This window comes from Streptomyces sp. NPDC051018, assembly GCF_044456085.1.
Classification (GTDB): domain Bacteria; phylum Actinomycetota; class Actinomycetes; order Streptomycetales; family Streptomycetaceae; genus Streptomyces.
Genome location: NZ_JBITFN010000036.1, coordinates 1 through 16,031, shown reverse-complemented (window position 1 = coordinate 16,031; position 16,031 = coordinate 1). Strand labels below are relative to the sequence as shown.

The following is a 16,031-nucleotide window of genomic DNA, read 5'->3' as shown; positions in this document are numbered from 1 at the left end:
GCGTCGGCGGGCTCCGTCCGGAGCACCGCCGCGGGCGCCCCGGCGTCGATTCCGCGGGTCCGCGGGTCCCGCCCTTCGGCCCTGTCCGCCTGCGCACGCCCCGGGTGTCCGGCCCCTGGCGGGCTACTTCCAGGGGATGTTGAGCCAGGGGCTCGCCGGGTCGGTGGTGAGGACCCGGTGGGCGGCGAGGACGTCCTCGTACCAGTCGCCGAACTCCTCCTCGTCGAAGTGGAGGCACCGGCCGAGGATGTACGCGGCCGAGAACTCCTTCCAGGACCGGTAGTTCATCCGGCCCGCCCGCCCGGCCCGCAGTACGGCGCTCTCGGCCTCCTGGACGGTGCAGTAGCGCCCGCCGACGCCCCAGCGGGCCATGCCGGAGGCCCGGCCGTAGTCCCATGCCTCGGCGGTACGGACGAACTGGCCCTCGCCCAGCAGGCCGTCGGCGCGGAACCGGGCCTCGTAGCGGGCGATCCGGCCGATGAGGCGCTGCACCCCGGCGACCTGGGCCGTGACCTCGGACTCCTCGCGGGGGCGGCCGGGGGAGACGCCCTCGGCGGTGAGACGGGGGTGCTTCGCGTGGTCGGCGTTGGCGCGGATCACCCGTTCTGCGACCTGGCGCCAGTGGTCCAGTTCGACGGAGCCGCCGAAGTCGAGGGCGAGGGAGCGCCGGATCTGGAGGGCGAACTCCCAGACGGAGCTGACCATCTCGGCGTTCAGAAGGCGCTCCTGGATCCGCCGCCAGTCCTCCGCGGTGGCGATGCCCCACCACTCCTGGAGGCGGCGGCGCTCCTCGGTGTAGCCGTGGCCGTGGTAGGCCATGGAGTTCCAGGACTCGCCGTTGGTGACGAACAGCAGGGCGGCGCAGGCGAGTCCATGGGCGACCGGGCCGTGCAGCGGGCCGCCGACGTGGAGCGCGCGGAGCTGGCCGCGCGGGTGACAGCCGCCCTCGCTGCCGGCCGCGTGCCGGCGCCAGAGTTCACGGTGGGCGGCGGAGGTGGGGAAGAACGCCTCGGAGGGGCTGCCCGGATTGACCGCCAGCCACGCGGGGTCGCTCTCGGCCCACACCCGTGCGTACCAGTCCAGGGACCCGGAGAAGTAGACGGGGTCGGCGACCGGGGCCGGGAGCATGCCCTCGGTGTAGACGGCCGCGTACTGATGGCCGAGCCGGGGGGCGTAGTACGGCGCGAACTCCATACGGCGGGGGACGGCGTCGGCGAGCGCGCGGGATTCGGCCATATAGAGACAGCTGCGGGCCAGCACGTCGAAGTACCCGGACCAGTCGCCGCGCAGCTTCGCCTCGTACAGCTCGCGTTCGGTCGGACTCGGCGCCTGCCAGGAGGCCGTCGTGCCGTCGTGCTGCCCCGCGTCGCCGTCCTGACCCGACCCGGCGGCTGCGAGGCCCTCCCCGTTCAACATCGCCATGGGGAGACTCTATCGAGCGCCCCTTCGAATGTTTCCGCTAGTGGGGGTGTGGAACGCGGTCCGGGCCCGCGGAGTCCGCCCCTCCGCCACGGGGGCGGTCCGGGCGGGCTCCCGGTGCGTTACGGGAGCGGAGCGCGGTGCCCCGGGGGCGGGTGCGGTGTCATGGGGCCGGGGCCGGGTGCTGCTCCGGGTTCCGGGGCGGCGGGCGGTTTTCGGGGCGGCGGGCTCGTGGACCGGCGTTCGCGCACCCGCTGTCCGTACCGGGTGAGGCCCGACGGTTTCACGACCGACAGCGCGGTGGCCGCGAGCAGGACGGCGAGGGCGGCGGCGGCCTGGACGACGAGCCGGGTCCGCAGTCCGCCGGGGTCGGGAACCGATACGGCGGCCCCGGCCCCAGCCCCGGCGGCGTCGGCCAGACGGCTCACCGGCCGCATATGGGCCAGCAGCACGACGGTGGCCGGGACGGTGATCCACACCTTGGCCAGGACCCAGTAGTGGCGGGCGAGGCCCCAGGGGGTGCCGAGGGACATGACCGTGCCGGTCGCCAGCGAGGCGAGGCACAGCGGGACGACGACGTACCAGCCGGTGAGGTCGAGGGCGGGGTAGACCGCGCGGGCCGTGCCGGGATCGCCGCCGCGCAGACCGGCGACGGCGAGCACCAGAAAGACGGTCACCGCGCCGAACCATCCCACGGAGGCGGTGACATGGGCGGTGAGGACGAGCTTGCGCAGGGGCGGGGGCAGCGGCGGCAGCGGACGGGGCATCAGTGGCCTCCCGCGCCGCCGCCGCCGAGATGGGCGACGAGGAGTAAGGCGACCAGGGCCAAGGCGCCGGTCACAAGCACGGTCACCCAGCGGGGCCTGCCGGAGCGGGGACCTCCCGGTGGCCCCTCACCGCCCGGGGCCCGGGGAGCGCGCCGGGCCCCGGAGGTGCCCTGACGGCCGGGGAGGCCTGGGGCGGCCCCGGTGCGGGGGAGGCCCGGGGCGGCCTCGGTGCCGGGGCCGGGCCGGGCCTGCGGGCCGGGCACGTCGTACCGGCCGTTCACCCCGTACGGATCGTTCCGGTCGTGCGGGTCGTCCGTGGCAGCCGTACGTTCTGCCGGATCTGTCGAATGTGCTGGTTCTGCGGGTTCTGTGGGTTCTGTGCGGGGCGGGGAGTCCGTCATCTGTCCACTTCCTCGAAGGGCTGAGGGGCCGGCGGACGGTCCGGCGGTCCCGCGGCCCGGGGCACGGCCGCCGCCGCTGACCGCCGGGGCGCCCGGGACCACGATGGCATTTTTCGATACACACTGTCTAGATAGACGTCACCATGTCACGCTGCCGTCGTCCCGTACACTGAGCCCATGCCCAAGCTGTGGAGCGAGACCATCGAGGCACATCGCGGCGCCGTACGGGACACGGTCCTGGACGCGACCGCGAGGCTCGTGGCCGAGCAGGGGCTGATGGCCGTGACGATGTCGGGGATCGCGGAGGCGGCGGGAATCGGCCGGGCCACGCTGTACAAGTACTTTCCCGACGTCGAGGCGGTGCTGACCGCATGGCACGAGCGCGTGGTCGCCGGGCATCTCGACCAGCTCGTGAAGGTGCGCGACCGGACGGAGGGCCCCGGCGCCCGACTCGACGCCGTCCTGCGGGCGTACGCCCTGCTGTCGTACGAGCGCCATGAGCACCACGGCACCGAACTCTCGGCGCTGCTGCACCAGGGCGAGCACATGGCCCTGGCCCACCACGGCCTCCGCGATCTGATCGCGGAGCTGATCGCACGGGGTGCCGCCGAAGGGGAACTGAGGGACGACATCCCGCCCGTGGAGCTGGCGGGTTACTGTCTCCACGCCCTCGCCGCGGCCGGTGGTCTGCCCTCCCGGGCCGCGGTCCGACGCCTGGTCACCGTCACCCTCTCCGGGCTGGCTCCCCACTGACGGGGTGACCGGGCGCACCCGGTCACCCCCACGGCCCCTGCCACTGCCCCCGCCCCTGCCCGGGAACCTCCCTCTGAGCGGCCGGACACCGAGGCGGCCGGACACCTGGGGCCGGGCATCCGGACATCTTGGGGCCGGGCCTCCCACGGCCGGGCGCCCCGGGGTCAGGCCCCCGCGTGCGGTTGCTCCTCGATCAGGCCCCCGCGACCAGCCGGCCCGCGATCAGTCCGTCCTCCAGGACCTTCACATGCCTTTACAGGTCCTCCAGGGCCTTGACGATCACCGTCACCCGGACGTGGTCCTCACCCACCAGCGCCACCTGGCGTACCCGCACCTGTTCGAACGCCTCCCGCGCCGCCTCCGGCGTCAGCAGCCCCTCGTCCCGGCGGCACTCGTCCAGCCGGAACCGGGTGACCAGGGTGTCCGAGTGGTCCTCGCCGAGTGCGGTGGTCTCGGCGGCCAGCACCTGTTCGTACAGGCCCAGCGCCTCGGAGCGGTCGCCGTGGAGATGGAGCATCCGGGCGAGGCAGAAGCGGGACTCCCGGGTGTGTTTGTCGCCGGGCCCGAGGATGGAGGCGTACGAGGCGGCCACGTCCCGGAGTTCGTCCTGTGCCTCCGGGTACCGGGCCAGACCCTCCAGCGCGTGCGCGAGACAGTGGCGCTCGGAGAGGACCACCGAGTCGCTCGGGTCGACCGTGCGCAGCCGCAGCCCGATGATCTCGCGGATCTCCGCCTCGCCCTCCGCCACCCGTCCGCCGGCACGCAGCAGATCACCGCGCCGATGGCGGATCGGCAGCGCGAGACGGCTTTCGAGCGAACGGTCCTCGCCGCTGCCGTCGAACCAGGCGAGGGAGACGTCGATGGCCTCCAGCGCCTCCGGGTGGCGCTGCTGGTGGTGCAGGTTGTAGGCGAGGCAGTGGTACAGGTCCCGGTGCAGACCCGAGTCCCGCTCCCCGTACTCCTCCAGGTCCCGCAGCACGGACCGGTACTCCTCCTCCGCCTCGCTCCACCGCCCCGCCGCGTCCAGCGCGTGGCCCATGTGATGGCGGTTGTGCAGCGGAACGAGCCGGCGGTCCTCGGGGGTCTCACCCTCCATATCGCGGACCAGGGCACGGTCGGCGTCGGTGCCGTGTCCCCGCGACATGATCATCCGGGCGAGTGCGCCATGGGTGAGCAGGGTGTACGGGTCGTGGGGGCCCAGCACCCGGCGGCGGGCGCTCAGCACGGCCCGCAGCTCCGCCTCCTTCTCCGACTCGGTGCTCAGCCCGCACGCGTGCCGGGACACGGCGACGTTGTGCCGGGTGATGAGGGTTTCGGGGTGGTCCGGGCCGAGCCGGGTCAGCTGCGCGGCGAGGACCGCCTCGAACTCCGCCAGTTCGTCACGGTCCTGGAGCAGCGACAGCGCGGCCCGGTGCCGTACGGAGAGCCGTACCGGATCGTCCGGGGCGAGCACCGCGCTGCGCCGGGACAGCAGCCCGGCCAGTTTTCCGGCCTCCGTGGAGGAGTTGCCGAAGTTGTAGTACGCGTACGCCGCCAGCCCGGCCCTCAGCAGCGGCAGCAGGATCTCCTCGTCGTCGGGACAGACGGTGAGGGCCGCGACGACATGCGGGGAGAGCAGCCGCCACCAGGGCCAGCCGGGCGGCAGTTCGGGGGCCGTGGCGGCGCCACCGGCCTCGACGACTCGGGCGGCGGCCCGCCACACGGCGGTCCTCTCCCGCTCCGGACCGTCGGTCAGACGCAGGGCGTTGGCCTCCAGGACGAGCCGGTGGCTCACCAGACAGGGGATGGCGTCCCGGTCGGTCGAGGCACCGTCCGGCGCGATGTCGACGACGTCGATGAGATTGAGGTCGATCAGGGCTTCGAGGGCACGGTCGGCCTGATCCGGCCGATCGGACTGATCGGACTGATCGGACTGATGGGGCAGTACTGCACCGGGTCCGGGGGCGGCACCGGTCGCGTCGGGGTGGTGGTCCCCGACGGCCAGGGCCTCGGGGTCCAGCAGTTCGACCGGGAAGGGGGCGGGCGCGCAGCAGGAGAGCAGCCGCATCAGGGAGCGGGCCTCGGGGAGTTGCTGCTCCTCCAGCAGATCGAGGGAGAGTTCCCAGGTGCGTCCGACGAGCCGCCGGTGCATATGCTCGGTGTCGGAGTCGTCCTGTCGCCGCCGCTCCCCCTCGTCGAGGAAGCTCGCGCCCGCCTCGCCCAGCGCCTCGGTGTACGCGGCGAAGCCCCGTACCCGTCCCGGGCGCCTGCCCCGGTGGCGGAGCAGCCCCGCGCCGCGTGCCGAGCGGGCGAGGTAGGAGCCCGCGAGCTTGAGGGCCAGCGGCAGGCCGTCCAGGCGTTCGGCGAGCACCAGGGCCTCGCCCGGGTCACCCGCGTCCCCGGCCAGATCGAGCAGGACGTCCCGGCCGTCCGCGGAGCTGAGCACCCCGATGCGGTGGGTGTCGGCCTCCCCGCCCCATACGTCGGGGCTGCCGACGCGTGAGGTCACCACGGTCATACCCGCGCGGCTGGAGCGCAGCCATCCGGTGCCGTCGCCGGGGGCGCCGCTGTCGGAGGCGAGCCAGGCGGGCTCGTCCGCGTTGTCCACGACCAGCAGCCAGGGCCGCTCGGAGGCGTCCAGCCACCGCCAGACGAGATCGGTGGCGCTGGTGCGCCCGGCCCAGGCGGCGTCGATGTCGTCCTCGTCAGCGCCGAGTTCACGGGCGACCTCCCGCATGCCCGTGACGAGGCGGTCGGCGCTGGACGCGGAGAGCCAGAAGACCCGGTAGCCGCGGTCCCGGGCCTGGCGGGCCAGATACAGCGCGACGGTCGTCTTTCCGCAGCCGCCGAGCCCGTAGAGGATCTGGGCACGGCTCTCGCCCTCGCCGAGGCGGGTCTCCAGCCGGGCCAGCAGGTCGTCGCGCCCGCGCACCCGGGGCGGGAGATCGCCGTAAGGGGCGCGGATGGAGAAGGTGTTGGGACCGGTGGGGGCGCTGTTCGCCGTCTCGGACGGGTCGGCGGGGTGTTCCGCGGCCTGCTCGGCGGGCGCCCCGATTCCCCGGGCGGCCCGCTTCTCCCGCTCCACGGCCGCTCTGGCCGACTCCTGGGCCCTCGACCACTCCAGATCGGGTGTCACATCGCAGCCGCGCAGAAGTGCGGAGAGGGTCGGCCAGGTCGGTACACGTCTGGCGGTCATGGCGTCGGAGACCGTCGTACGCCCCACTCCCGTACCGGCGGCCAGCTCCCGCACACCCGCGTAACCGGCCCGCTGCGCTGCCGTCCTGAGCCGGCCCGCCAACTCCCGTGCCTCCAGGGAAACCCCGTCCTCGATCTCGCCGAATCCCACCGCCACGCCGTCCCCTCCCCGTCGTGTCCGCCAACCCCTCCGAGCCTATGCGGCTGTCCGGCGGGACGTCCCCCGGACACCGGACAGCCTGCGCGAACGCAGGTCGCGCGGGGGCTGTCCGGCCGCTGTCCGACGGCCCTTCAGGACGACTCTCCCCACTTCTAGACAGGACTCACCGGCCGCTCGCACCGAACCGCCGGACCACAGAAGAAGACCACAAATGAAAAGGGGAACTCCTCATGGAGGCAGTGCAGTTCGTCCAGGAGCACGCGGTCGTCCTGTCGATCGTCATCGGGTCCGTCCGGCTGGCGTTCGACTCGGTCCGCGCCGTCCGCACCCTCTCCCGGCGGTGGAGGGCGCGCCGGGGCCGTGCTCCCCGCACCACGTCGTGACCGTGCCGAGGCCCCGGATCCCGTTCGACGGGATCCGGGGCCTCGGCCATGCCCCTGTCCCAGGTGGCCTCGTGCGACCCGTCCCGTCCGCCCGGCGCGTCAACTCGGGCGGTGGTGGCGCACTCGATCCGGCACCTTCGGGCGGGCGCGGGGCGAGGCGCCGTCCCCCGGACGGGCGGGATGGATACGACAGGGGGCGCGTCCCCCACGGACCCGTGGGGCGCCGAAAGCACCCGAGACCAGCCCGACCAGGGAGCCGACCCGTGACCGTACCCTCCACGTTCGACCACCACGCCACCGGATACAGCCTGCCGCACGCCTACTGGATGCTGAGGGCCGCCGAACTCGCCTACCGGAGCGAGGCGGAGGTCGAACAGCGGGCCGAGGAGTGGGGGTTCGCACGGGTGCGGCACCACACCTCGCGGTTCGCGCCGCCGTTCGCGCTGGAGGACACCCAGGCGTACACCCTCGCCAGTGAACGGATGATCGTGACCGCGTTCCGGGGCACCGAGCCGCTCCAGATCCGGGACTGGCTCTCGGACGTGAACACCCCGCCGTGGCCGGGACCCGCGCGGACCGGGTACGTCCACTACGGGTTCGGGGAGGCCCTGGACTCGATCTATCCGGCCGTCCGGGAGTCCGTCACCGAACTGCGGGACAACGGGCAGACGGTGTGGTTCACCGGGCACAGCCTCGGTGGCGCGCTCGCGATGCTCGCGGGCTGCCGGCTGTATCTGGAGGAGCCCCGGCTGCGCGCGGACGGGGTGTTCACCTACGGGCAGCCCCGCACCTGCGACCGTACCCTTGCCGCCGCCTGCGACAAGGGCTTCAAGGACCGGTTCCACCGGTTCGTCAACAACAACGACATCGTGCCCCATCTGCCGCCGGAGCCCGCGTACAACCATGTCCAGACGCTCCGGTACATCGACGCGAACGGGAAGCTGCGTACGTCCATGCCGCTGCTGGGCGCCCTCGCGGACCGGGCCAAGGGCCTGACGGCCGATGTGTTCGCGCCGACGACCGACGGGGTGCGGGACCACTTCATCGGGAGCTATGTCAGCGCGCTGGAGAAGAACCTCGTCTGACGCCCGCCGGACGGGGGGCGGGCGCCAGTCGGCAGTCGGCAGTCGGCAGTCGGACAACCGGAGTGGCGCGGAGGCGGGGTATGCGGGGCGGCGGGGCGGCGGAGCCCGGTGTCCGGAACCCTGGTGTGCGGAGCCCCGGTGTCCGGTGTCCTGGTGTCGGACTGTCCGACGTCCGACTGTCCGAGCACCCGGACGCGGGGGGGGGGGGGGGGGGGGGGGGGGGGGGGCCCCCCCCCCCCCCCCCGCGTCCGGCTCGTCGCTCCGGTCCCGCAGGTTCTCCGTACTCCCGTCCCGGCGTCTCCTCCCCTCCCCCTTCTCGGTGTTCCGGCGTCTCGATACCGTCGGGTCTCGGGTCTCGGGTCTCGGGTCCCCCTTCCCCGGACTCGACGCTTCGGCGACTCGGTGTTTCGGTTTCTCGGGGTCTCGGTTTCTCGGCTTCTCGAACGCCTTGGTTTCTCGGGGTCTTGGTTGTCCTCCGTGATCGGGGTGCGGGCGGGCGCCCGGTGCGCCGCGCGATCGGTGTTCCGTCGTCCTGTGCGCGCTCAGTGGGCGGCCTCCACCTGCATCGGCTCGGCCGTCACCCTCGCCACGGGCCCCGGCGCCCTGTCCCCGGCGGGCCCGGCCGTCTCCGTACCACCGGCGTGACCGGCGTCGGCAGCGTGAGCGGAGCCATCGGGGTGCCCCGCGTCCCCGCCGGTGCCCGTGTCCCCGGAATCCCCGTCGGTGGCGGCCGGCTTGCGGTCCCGCATCAGCAGCAGAGCCAGCACCGCCGCGGCGATCACTCCGGCCGCGCCCGCCACGAAGCTGGTCGACATCGCCGAGGTGAAGGCGTTCCGGGCGCCGTCCGCGAGGGCCGGGTCCAGCAGGGCGACGGAGACGGACTCCCGGGCGGCCTCGGGCGCCGAGTCCGGCATGGCACCGGTGTAGGTGCTCGACAGGACCGCGCCGAGGATCGCGACGCCGAGGGCCGCGCCCGCCTGCTGGATGGTGTCGTTGAGAGCGGAGCCGACACCCGCGTGCTCCTCCGGTACGGCTCCCATCAGGGCCGCGATCGCCGCCGGCATCGCCAGCCCGCCGCCCGCGCCCATCAGGACCATGGAGGCGGCCAGCAGCCCGAAGCCGTCACCCTGGGAGAGGGTCGCCAGGACGCCGAACCCGGCGGCGGTCACCAGGAGGCCCGTGACCGCCATGGCCCGGTTGCCCGTCCTGGCCACCAGCGAGGCGCCGATGGTGTTGAACACGATCACGGCCACGGCCATGGGGGCGAAGGCGAGACCGGTCTCGGTCGGGGAGTAGCCCAGCACGAACTGCAGATACTGGGTCAGCACCAGCATCAGACCGCCGTTGGCGAAGGTCAGCAGCACGAGCGAGAAGCTCGCCCCGGTGAAGACCTTGTTGCGGAACAGGCTGACGGGCACCATCGGCGAGTCCGTACGGGTCTCCCAGACCGCGAACCCGACCAGGCTCACCACGGCCGTGATCAGCGCGGCCAGTGTGCCGGGCGCGGTGATGCCCTCCTTGGGCAGCTCGATGATGGTCCAGACGAGCGCGGTCATACCGGCCATCGACAGCACCATGCCGAGCGGGTCGGCCTTGCGCCACGGACCCTTGGACTCCGGCATCAGCACCAGCGCGGCGACGATCGCCAGAATCGCGATCGGAACATTGATCAGGAAGACCGCGCCCCACCAGAACTTGGCGATCAGCGCACCACCGAGAACCGGACCACCGACCAGACCGACCATCGCCACCGCGCTCCAGGCCGCGATCGCCTTGGGCCGCTCGTCCTCGTCGAAGACCGTGATCAGGATCGACAGCGTGCTCGGCATCACCAGCGCACCACCCACGCCCATCAGCACCCGGGCCAGGATCAGCTGGTCCGGACTGTCGGCGACCGTTGCCAGGACGGACGCCGCCCCGAACAGCGCCAAGCCGATGATCATCACTTTTCGCCGGCCGAATCGGTCCGAGAGGCTTCCGGAGGTCAGCAGCAGACCGGCGAAGACCAGGATGTAGGAGTCGATGATCCACTGGATGTCCTGGGCACTCGCCCCCAGGTCCTCCGTGATCGGCGGGATCGCCACCGTGAGCACCATGTTGTCGATCACCAGCACCAGCGTGCTGAGGCAGAGCACGATCAGGATGAGCCAGCGTCGCGGATGACGTTCCTGCTGCATGAGCCTTCCCTCCCAGAATCACGTACGGCGTGCGCTTCACCGAACACTGTACGGAGTCCGAACACTGTGCGCAAGTACGTACGCCGTTCGGATGCTGCGCTAGGCTGGATCGCACAAGCCACGAAGGGAGCCGAGGTGTCGGTCGACGAGCGGCGGGAGAAGCCGGTGAAGGCGCAGAAGGCGCAGATGGCGGAGAAGCCCGCAGGGGCGAAGAGGGCCGCGAAGTCCGTACAGGAGGATCAGCCCGCCCAGGAGTTCGCCTCCGTGTGGACCCGTCCGCAGAGGCGGCGGCGGGAGCAGCCCGCGCTGAGCCGCGAGCAGATCGTGGCCGAGGCTCTCAGGCTGCTCGACAACGACGGCATCGAGGCATTGAGCATGCGGAAGCTCGGCACCCGGCTGAACGCGGGCGCCACCTCGATGTACTCCCATGTGACCAACAAGGAGGAGCTGATCGAACTGGTCGTGGACGAGGTCTACGGCGAGATCGTGGTCCCGCCCGCCACCGGCCCGGAGGACTGGCGGCCGGCCGCCGAACGCTGTGCCCGCAGCCTGCGCGAGGCGATCCTGCGCCACCCCTGGATCGCGTCGGTGCTCGGCGAGGTGGGCATGGCCCATCTCGGGCCCAACATGATGCGGCTCTCCGACGCGGCGCTCGGCATCTTCGAGGCCGCGGGCTTCGACGACCTCGGCGAGGCGGACATGCTGATGAGCACCGTCTTCTCGTACGTCATCGGGACGACGGTCACCGAGGCCGCGTTCTTGACGACACTCGCGAGAAGCGGCAGGAGCGAGCAGGAGTGGGTCGAGGAGATCGGCCCCGCCGCGGTGGCCGCCGCGCAGCCCTACCCCCGGCTACGGATGCGCTACGCCGCGATCCAGCACGTCGAAGTGGACAAGGAACGCGGATCGGCCTTCGATGTGGGTCTGGCATGCGTACTGGATGGTGTGGAGGCCCGCATCCCCACCGCGCCCTGACCGCGCCTGCCGTACCGCGCCCCGACCACGGGTGCCGTCCGCCCGTACGAACAGGGCGGCCCCGGCAACCACCGGCCCGCCGGCCCCGGAGCCCAGGATGTCCCATGGCAACCGGGGCCCGGCGAGCCCGACGAATGAGTTTCCGGGGCCCGCGCCCTTCCTTTCACCGGGTGGGCCCGGTGAGTGAGTACACGAGAGCCCACACCCTTCCCTTCGCCCGGTGGGGCCTGGCAGCTGGCCTGACAAGGTCCCGCACCCCTTCCTTTCACCCCATGTGCCTGGCGAGTGAGCCGAAGGGGGCCGTGGGTGTCGAAAGGGAGAACGCGCGGAGGCCGCGAGGAACGAGTGGTCGAGCACGATCGACCGTCGACGCACACTTAGGGCCCCCGGTGGGGGTCCCCCGGACGGAGTCTGGGGGAGAGAACCGAGCCACAAAGAATAGGCCGCGGAAGTGGTGTACGGGTTCCCACCTGATCCGGGCGTTTGTTCCGGCGTTGGAGTGAGTGCCCGGGTTGCTCACCCCCGGCGCAGTCGCTCCAGCGTCTGCGCCAGGTCCGCCGCGCGGGGGCGGTTGTGCGGGAGTTTGGCGAGTACGGCCGCCATCCCGCAGGTGTTGGTGAGCGCGGAGAAGACGAGGCCGCCGGCGACACCCGCGGAGAGCAGCAGCCACGCCGGGTGGTGCGCGCGGCTGAGCCCGGCGCCCGTCAGTACCAGGCTGCCCGCCGCGAAGCGGACCTGACGCTCCATCGACCAGTTGCTCCGGGTCGAGCAGGCCGGCCCCTCGGGCCGGTCCAGCTCATGGCCGCGCTCGGCCCATGCGTTGGTGCCGCCGGAGAGTGTGGCGGTGGACACCCCGTGCCCGGCCAGCAGTGCGCAGGCGCTCTCGGACCGGGCGCCGGACGCACAGACGACAAGGATCTCGCCCCGGTCCGCGGCCTCTCGGATCTCGGGGAGGGCACCGGGCAGGGCGTCCAGGGGGATGTTGAGGGCGCCGGGCAGATGGCCGGACGCGTACTCGCCGGGCGTACGGACGTCGATGACGACCAGGTCGTGTATGCGGGTACGGGTCTGCTCGACGTCGAGGGCCGGTGCGGTGGTGGTGCTCATGCCGGATGCCATCCTTTGGAAGGGGTCGTACTGGTTCGCTGGTGTCTCTTGAGGTGATCGAGGGAATCTGCCGGTGCCTCTCCAGGTTAAATTACCCCCAGGGGTATCTATGAAGGAGTTGCCGTGGAGCTGGATCTCGCAGGCGCCGAGCTGAAGGCCGTACTGAACCGACTGCGCCGTGCCCAGGGCCAGATCTCCGGGGTGATCCGGATGATCGAGGAGGGACGCGACTGCGAGGACGTCGTGACGCAGTTGGCGGCGGCGTCGCGGGCGCTGGACAGGGCCGGGTTCGCGATCATCGCCACCGGCCTCCAGCAGTGCCTGACGGACATCGAGTCCGGGCGCAAGGGCGGGGAGGACCCGGAGCAGATGCGGGCACGGCTGGAGAAGCTGTTCCTGTCCCTGGCGTGAGCCGCCCGACCCGGAACGCGTGCCCTCCGGGGCGGGCGAGAACCGACACCCGGCCCCGTACGCACGGGCACACCCGGCCCCGTACCGGCTCGTGATCCTGGTCTCATACCGACATCCGGCCCCGCACCGACACCCGGTCCCATACCGACACCCGGTCCCGCACCGAGCCCCGAGGCCGTACGCACAGGCGCGCCCGCTCACAGGACCACATCCGTCAGCATCAGCGCGCCCACCGCCAGCAGGGCGTACGCGAAGATCCGCTGAAGCGTTCCGCCCCTGACCTTCCCGGACAGCCGCTTGCCGTCCCAGGCGCCGAGGATCGCCGCCCCCGCGAAGGGGGCCACGACGGCCCAGTCCAGTCCGTCGGCGGTTCCGGTACGGGTCATGAGCGCGGCCAGCGAGTTCACGGTGATCACCAGCAGGCTGGTGCCGACGGCCGGGCGCATCCGCAGACCGAGGGTGCGGACGAGCGCGGGCACGGCGAGGAAGCCCCCGCCCACACCCAGCACTCCGGTCACCGCGCCCAGTCCGGCACCCGTACCGGCCACGGCGACCGGCCCCCTCCGTACGGACTCGGCGGTCTCCGGGGCCCGGAGCATCCGCACCGCCACGACGACCGCGACCACCGCGAACGCCCCGGTCAGCACCGCCTCGGGCAGCTTCCCCGCCGCGGCACCCCCCAGCGCGGCCGGAACCAGTCCCGCCACGGCGAACAGCGCGCCCGTACGCCACCGGACCTGTCCGTCGCGGGCGTGCGCGAACAGCGCCGCGGCGGAGGTGGCGGTGACGATGACCAGGCTCGCGGTACCGGCCGCGGCCGGGGTGAAGCCGAGCAGATAGATCAGGGCGGGAACGGCGAGCACACTGCCACCGCCCCCGAGGGCCCCGAGCGCCAGGCCGACGACGGCCCCGGCGGACAGGGCCAGCAGCAACGTACTCACGCCGGGAAGCCGCCGTCCCCGCCCGGGAGCCCGCCCGCGCCCCCGCGCGCGTCCACGACCGGGAGCCTGGCCCGCACCCAGGCGCGCATACCGCCCGTGACGTCGACGGCGTCGGCACCACGCGCGGCGAGCAGCCCGGCGGCCTGCCGCGAACGCGCACCGGAGCGACAGATCACGACGACCGGCCGGTTCCGCGCGGAGGGAGGCAGCGGAGCCCCGGACACCAGGGCGGACAGGGGCAGATGGACCGCGTGGGGCGCGTGTCCCGCGTCCCATTCGGCCCGCTCACGGACATCGAGCAGTACGGCGTCGGCGGAGGCGCACAGAGCGGCGGCTTCGGCAGGCCCGACACGGCCGGGCGCAGCCGTCTCACGGCCGGTGGGACCGGTCCCGCCCATCCCCTCCGAGTGGCCGGACCGGTCCGTGCGGCCCGTCCGGGTCCGGAGGGCCGTACGGACGATCCGGCCGGTCGTACGGCGGAAGAAAGACGGCGCGGACACCGGGTCACCCCTCGGTGAGGGGCAGGCCGGCCGCGCGGGCGCCGTCGAAGCCGTCGTCCACGGCGACGACATCGCGCCCCGCCGCGTCCAGCAGGGACGCGGCGATCGCGGCCCGCATGCCTCCGGCGCAGTGCACCCAGACCGTGCCCGGCGGTACCTCGTGGAGCCGGGAGCGCAGCCGGTGCACGGGGATGTGGACGGAGCCGGTGACCCAGCCGGCCGCCCGCTCGGAGTCCCGCCGTACATCGAGGACGACCACGGCCTCGCTCCCGCCGCCGGACGCAGGCTCGGTCCCGGCACCGGCCGCCCCAGAAGCGTTCCCGTCCCCGACCCCGTACTCGGCCGCGAGATCGGCGAAGGCGGCACGCGGGAAGGAGCGGGGCCACTCCCCCTCCCGTACCCAGTCCCGGGGCGTTCCGGTGGCGGCCGCGGCGGGCCGGTCGATGCCCACGCGCACCAGTTCCCGCTGCGCGTCCGCGAGCTGCCCGGCCGACTCGGCGAGCAGGGTGACCGGCCTGCCCCAAGGGATCAGCCAGGCGAGATAGGTGGCGAGCTGACCGCTCGCCTCGAAGTTGAACGACCCGGCGACATGGCCCTCTGCGAAGGCGATACGGCTCCGCAGATCGACCACCCACTCCCCCTCGGCCAGTCGCCGCGCGATCTCGTCCGCGTCGGCGACGGCGGGCGGGGTCAGATCGACGGGGCGGGGACCGCGGGCGTTCAGCGGACCCATGTGCGTGTAGTACGCCGGGATGTCGTCGAGGGAGGAGAGCAGTTCGGCGACGAACGTATCGGCGTCCTTGACCAGCGCCTCATTGACGGCCCGCTCCCGGCCGATGGTGGTGGCGGTGGCGGAGCCGTTCTGCGACGACGAACAGAAGCTGCCGAAGCCGTGGGTGGGCAGGACGGCGGTGTCGTCCGGCAGTTCGTCCGCCAGCCGGTGCGCCGAGCTGTGCTGGGCGCGGGCGAGGCCCTCCGTCAGCCGGGGCTCGACCAGATCGGGCCGGCCCACGGTCCCGATGAGCAGCGAGCCCCCGGTGAAGGCGCCCACGGCCCGGCCGTCCTCTTCGAGGACGTACGCGGTGTGGTGCGGGGTGTGTCCCGGGGTGGCGACGGCGCGCAGGGTCAGTCCGGGCTCGATGACGGCCAGGTCACCGTCGGAGACCGGGACGCGTTCGTACGAGACCCGCGCCCCCGCCGGTACGAGATAGGCGGCGCCGACCTGGCGGGCGAGTTCGAGTCCGCCCGTCACATAGTCGTTGTGCACATGGGTCTCGACGACGTGGGTGATCCGTACCTCACGGCTGGCCGCGGCCTCCAGGACCCGGTCGATGTCCCGGGGCGGATCGACCACCACGGCGGCGTCCGCACCGCCCGCCAGATAGCTCCGATTGCCGAGCCCAGGCACCTCAACGGTGTCGATGAAGAACACTGCCCTGATCCTTTCGCCTGCCGCATTACCCCCCGGGGTATGTCACAGACGTTAACAGAGTTACCCCCGGGGGTATTCTCGACGACGGATGTGGCCTCGCTCACGGAGGCCTGGGCAGGTCCTCCGATGAGCGCCCGGGGTGGCGGACACACGGGAGCCCATGGCTCAGGACAGCGGATGCGGCGCTGTGGCGGCCCGTCGCGCACTCAGGAGACTTCCGTCAGGAGATCGCTCGACAAAGCCGTTCGGTACTAAGAGCTGTCCCGTAATTGATCTCCGGGGGTTGATGCCGTCTGGTGTGGCTTGACTCGACTGGACGGGGGAACCGAAGGTTGGCGTGCGCCCG

The 16,031-nt window shown here is 72.7% G+C and carries 13 protein-coding genes; 5 read left to right on the top strand and 8 right to left on the bottom strand.

The window, feature by feature from the left end; translation table 11 throughout:
- Positions 1 to 123: 123 nt before the first annotated feature.
- Entirely contained in the window at positions 124 to 1,416 is a 1,293-nt protein-coding gene (locus ACIBCM_RS34405) for a DUF1266 domain-containing protein (RefSeq protein WP_399250268.1), read from the bottom strand.
- A gap of 125 nt (positions 1,417 to 1,541) precedes the next feature.
- The gene (locus ACIBCM_RS34400) at positions 1,542 to 2,186 is read right to left on the bottom strand and encodes a hypothetical protein (protein ID WP_399250239.1); all 645 of its coding nucleotides are present in this window, start codon (positions 2,184 to 2,186) and stop codon (positions 1,542 to 1,544) included.
- Between the two features lie 578 nt (positions 2,187 to 2,764).
- Here ACIBCM_RS34400 and ACIBCM_RS34395 point away from each other — a divergent pair.
- Complete coding sequence (locus tag ACIBCM_RS34395; protein WP_399250237.1) at positions 2,765 to 3,340, top strand: TetR/AcrR family transcriptional regulator; 576 nt, start codon at positions 2,765 to 2,767, stop codon at positions 3,338 to 3,340.
- A 253-nt stretch (positions 3,341 to 3,593) separates the two neighbouring features.
- Here the strand turns inward: ACIBCM_RS34395 and ACIBCM_RS34390 are convergent, their stop codons facing one another.
- On the bottom strand, positions 3,594 to 6,671 hold the full coding sequence (locus tag ACIBCM_RS34390; protein WP_399250235.1) for an AAA family ATPase: 3,078 nt from the start codon (positions 6,669 to 6,671) through the stop codon (positions 3,594 to 3,596).
- Between the two features lie 233 nt (positions 6,672 to 6,904).
- Here ACIBCM_RS34390 and ACIBCM_RS34385 point away from each other — a divergent pair, with 233 nt between their 5' ends.
- Together ACIBCM_RS34385 and ACIBCM_RS34380 are read left to right on the top strand one after the other, a co-directional pair.
- Entirely contained in the window at positions 6,905 to 7,057 is a 153-nt protein-coding gene (locus tag ACIBCM_RS34385; RefSeq protein ID WP_399250233.1) for a hypothetical protein, read from the top strand.
- A gap of 263 nt (positions 7,058 to 7,320) precedes the next feature.
- A complete protein-coding gene (locus ACIBCM_RS34380) occupies positions 7,321 to 8,142 on the top strand; it encodes a lipase family protein (RefSeq protein WP_399250231.1) in 822 nt (273 codons plus the stop codon).
- Positions 8,143 to 8,684: 542 nt separating this feature from the next.
- On the opposite strand, the gene ACIBCM_RS34375 is transcribed toward ACIBCM_RS34380, so the two are convergent.
- Positions 8,685 to 10,319 (bottom strand): MFS transporter, encoded by a 1,635-nt coding sequence (locus ACIBCM_RS34375; protein WP_399250229.1) that lies wholly within the window; start codon positions 10,317 to 10,319, stop codon positions 8,685 to 8,687.
- 135 nt (positions 10,320 to 10,454) lie between these two features.
- Between ACIBCM_RS34375 and ACIBCM_RS34370 the strand changes: the two genes are divergently transcribed.
- Positions 10,455 to 11,294, top strand: coding sequence for a TetR/AcrR family transcriptional regulator C-terminal domain-containing protein (locus tag ACIBCM_RS34370; protein WP_399250227.1), 840 nt, complete (start codon positions 10,455 to 10,457; stop codon positions 11,292 to 11,294).
- Between the two features lie 516 nt (positions 11,295 to 11,810).
- Here the strand turns inward: ACIBCM_RS34370 and ACIBCM_RS34365 are convergent.
- Positions 11,811 to 12,401, bottom strand: coding sequence for a rhodanese-like domain-containing protein (locus ACIBCM_RS34365; protein ID WP_399250225.1), 591 nt, complete (start codon positions 12,399 to 12,401; stop codon positions 11,811 to 11,813).
- A gap of 123 nt (positions 12,402 to 12,524) precedes the next feature.
- Here ACIBCM_RS34365 and ACIBCM_RS34360 point away from each other — a divergent pair, with 123 nt between their 5' ends.
- Positions 12,525 to 12,812: a metal-sensitive transcriptional regulator gene (locus ACIBCM_RS34360; RefSeq protein WP_399250223.1), complete on the top strand. Its 288-nt coding sequence runs from the start codon at positions 12,525 to 12,527 to the stop codon at positions 12,810 to 12,812.
- A gap of 197 nt (positions 12,813 to 13,009) precedes the next feature.
- Here ACIBCM_RS34360 and ACIBCM_RS34355 read toward each other — a convergent pair whose 3' ends face one another.
- From ACIBCM_RS34355 to ACIBCM_RS34345, 3 genes are all read right to left on the bottom strand, one after another.
- The gene (locus ACIBCM_RS34355; RefSeq protein ID WP_399250221.1) at positions 13,010 to 13,753 is read right to left on the bottom strand and encodes a sulfite exporter TauE/SafE family protein; all 744 of its coding nucleotides are present in this window, start codon (positions 13,751 to 13,753) and stop codon (positions 13,010 to 13,012) included.
- A complete protein-coding gene (locus tag ACIBCM_RS34350) occupies positions 13,750 to 14,151 on the bottom strand; it encodes a rhodanese-like domain-containing protein (RefSeq protein WP_399250266.1) in 402 nt (133 codons plus the stop codon). Before ACIBCM_RS34350 ends, ACIBCM_RS34355 begins: the two co-directional genes overlap by 4 nt.
- Positions 14,152 to 14,257: 106 nt before the next feature.
- Positions 14,258 to 15,685, bottom strand: a complete 1,428-nt coding sequence (locus ACIBCM_RS34345) for a rhodanese-like domain-containing protein (protein WP_399250219.1) — start codon at positions 15,683 to 15,685, stop codon at positions 14,258 to 14,260.
- Between the last annotated feature and the right edge of the window lie 346 nt (positions 15,686 to 16,031).

What these genes read in the sequence shown, in the direction of transcription:
- ACIBCM_RS34405 (WP_399250268.1), bottom strand. Translation starts at nt 1,416, where the DNA reads ATGTTGAACGGGGAGGGCCTCGCAGCCGCCGGGTCGGGTCAGGACGGC.
- ACIBCM_RS34400 (WP_399250239.1), bottom strand. Translation starts at nt 2,186, where the DNA reads ATGCCCCGTCCGCTGCCGCCGCTGCCCCCGCCCCTGCGCAAGCTCGTC.
- ACIBCM_RS34395 (WP_399250237.1), top strand. Translation starts at nt 2,765, where the DNA reads ATGCCCAAGCTGTGGAGCGAGACCATCGAGGCACATCGCGGCGCCGTA.
- ACIBCM_RS34385 (WP_399250233.1), top strand. Translation starts at nt 6,905, where the DNA reads ATGGAGGCAGTGCAGTTCGTCCAGGAGCACGCGGTCGTCCTGTCGATC.
- ACIBCM_RS34375 (WP_399250229.1), bottom strand. Translation starts at nt 10,319, where the DNA reads ATGCAGCAGGAACGTCATCCGCGACGCTGGCTCATCCTGATCGTGCTC.
- ACIBCM_RS34365 (WP_399250225.1), bottom strand. Translation starts at nt 12,401, where the DNA reads ATGAGCACCACCACCGCACCGGCCCTCGACGTCGAGCAGACCCGTACC.
- ACIBCM_RS34350 (WP_399250266.1), bottom strand. Translation starts at nt 14,151, where the DNA reads ATGGGCGGGACCGGTCCCACCGGCCGTGAGACGGCTGCGCCCGGCCGT.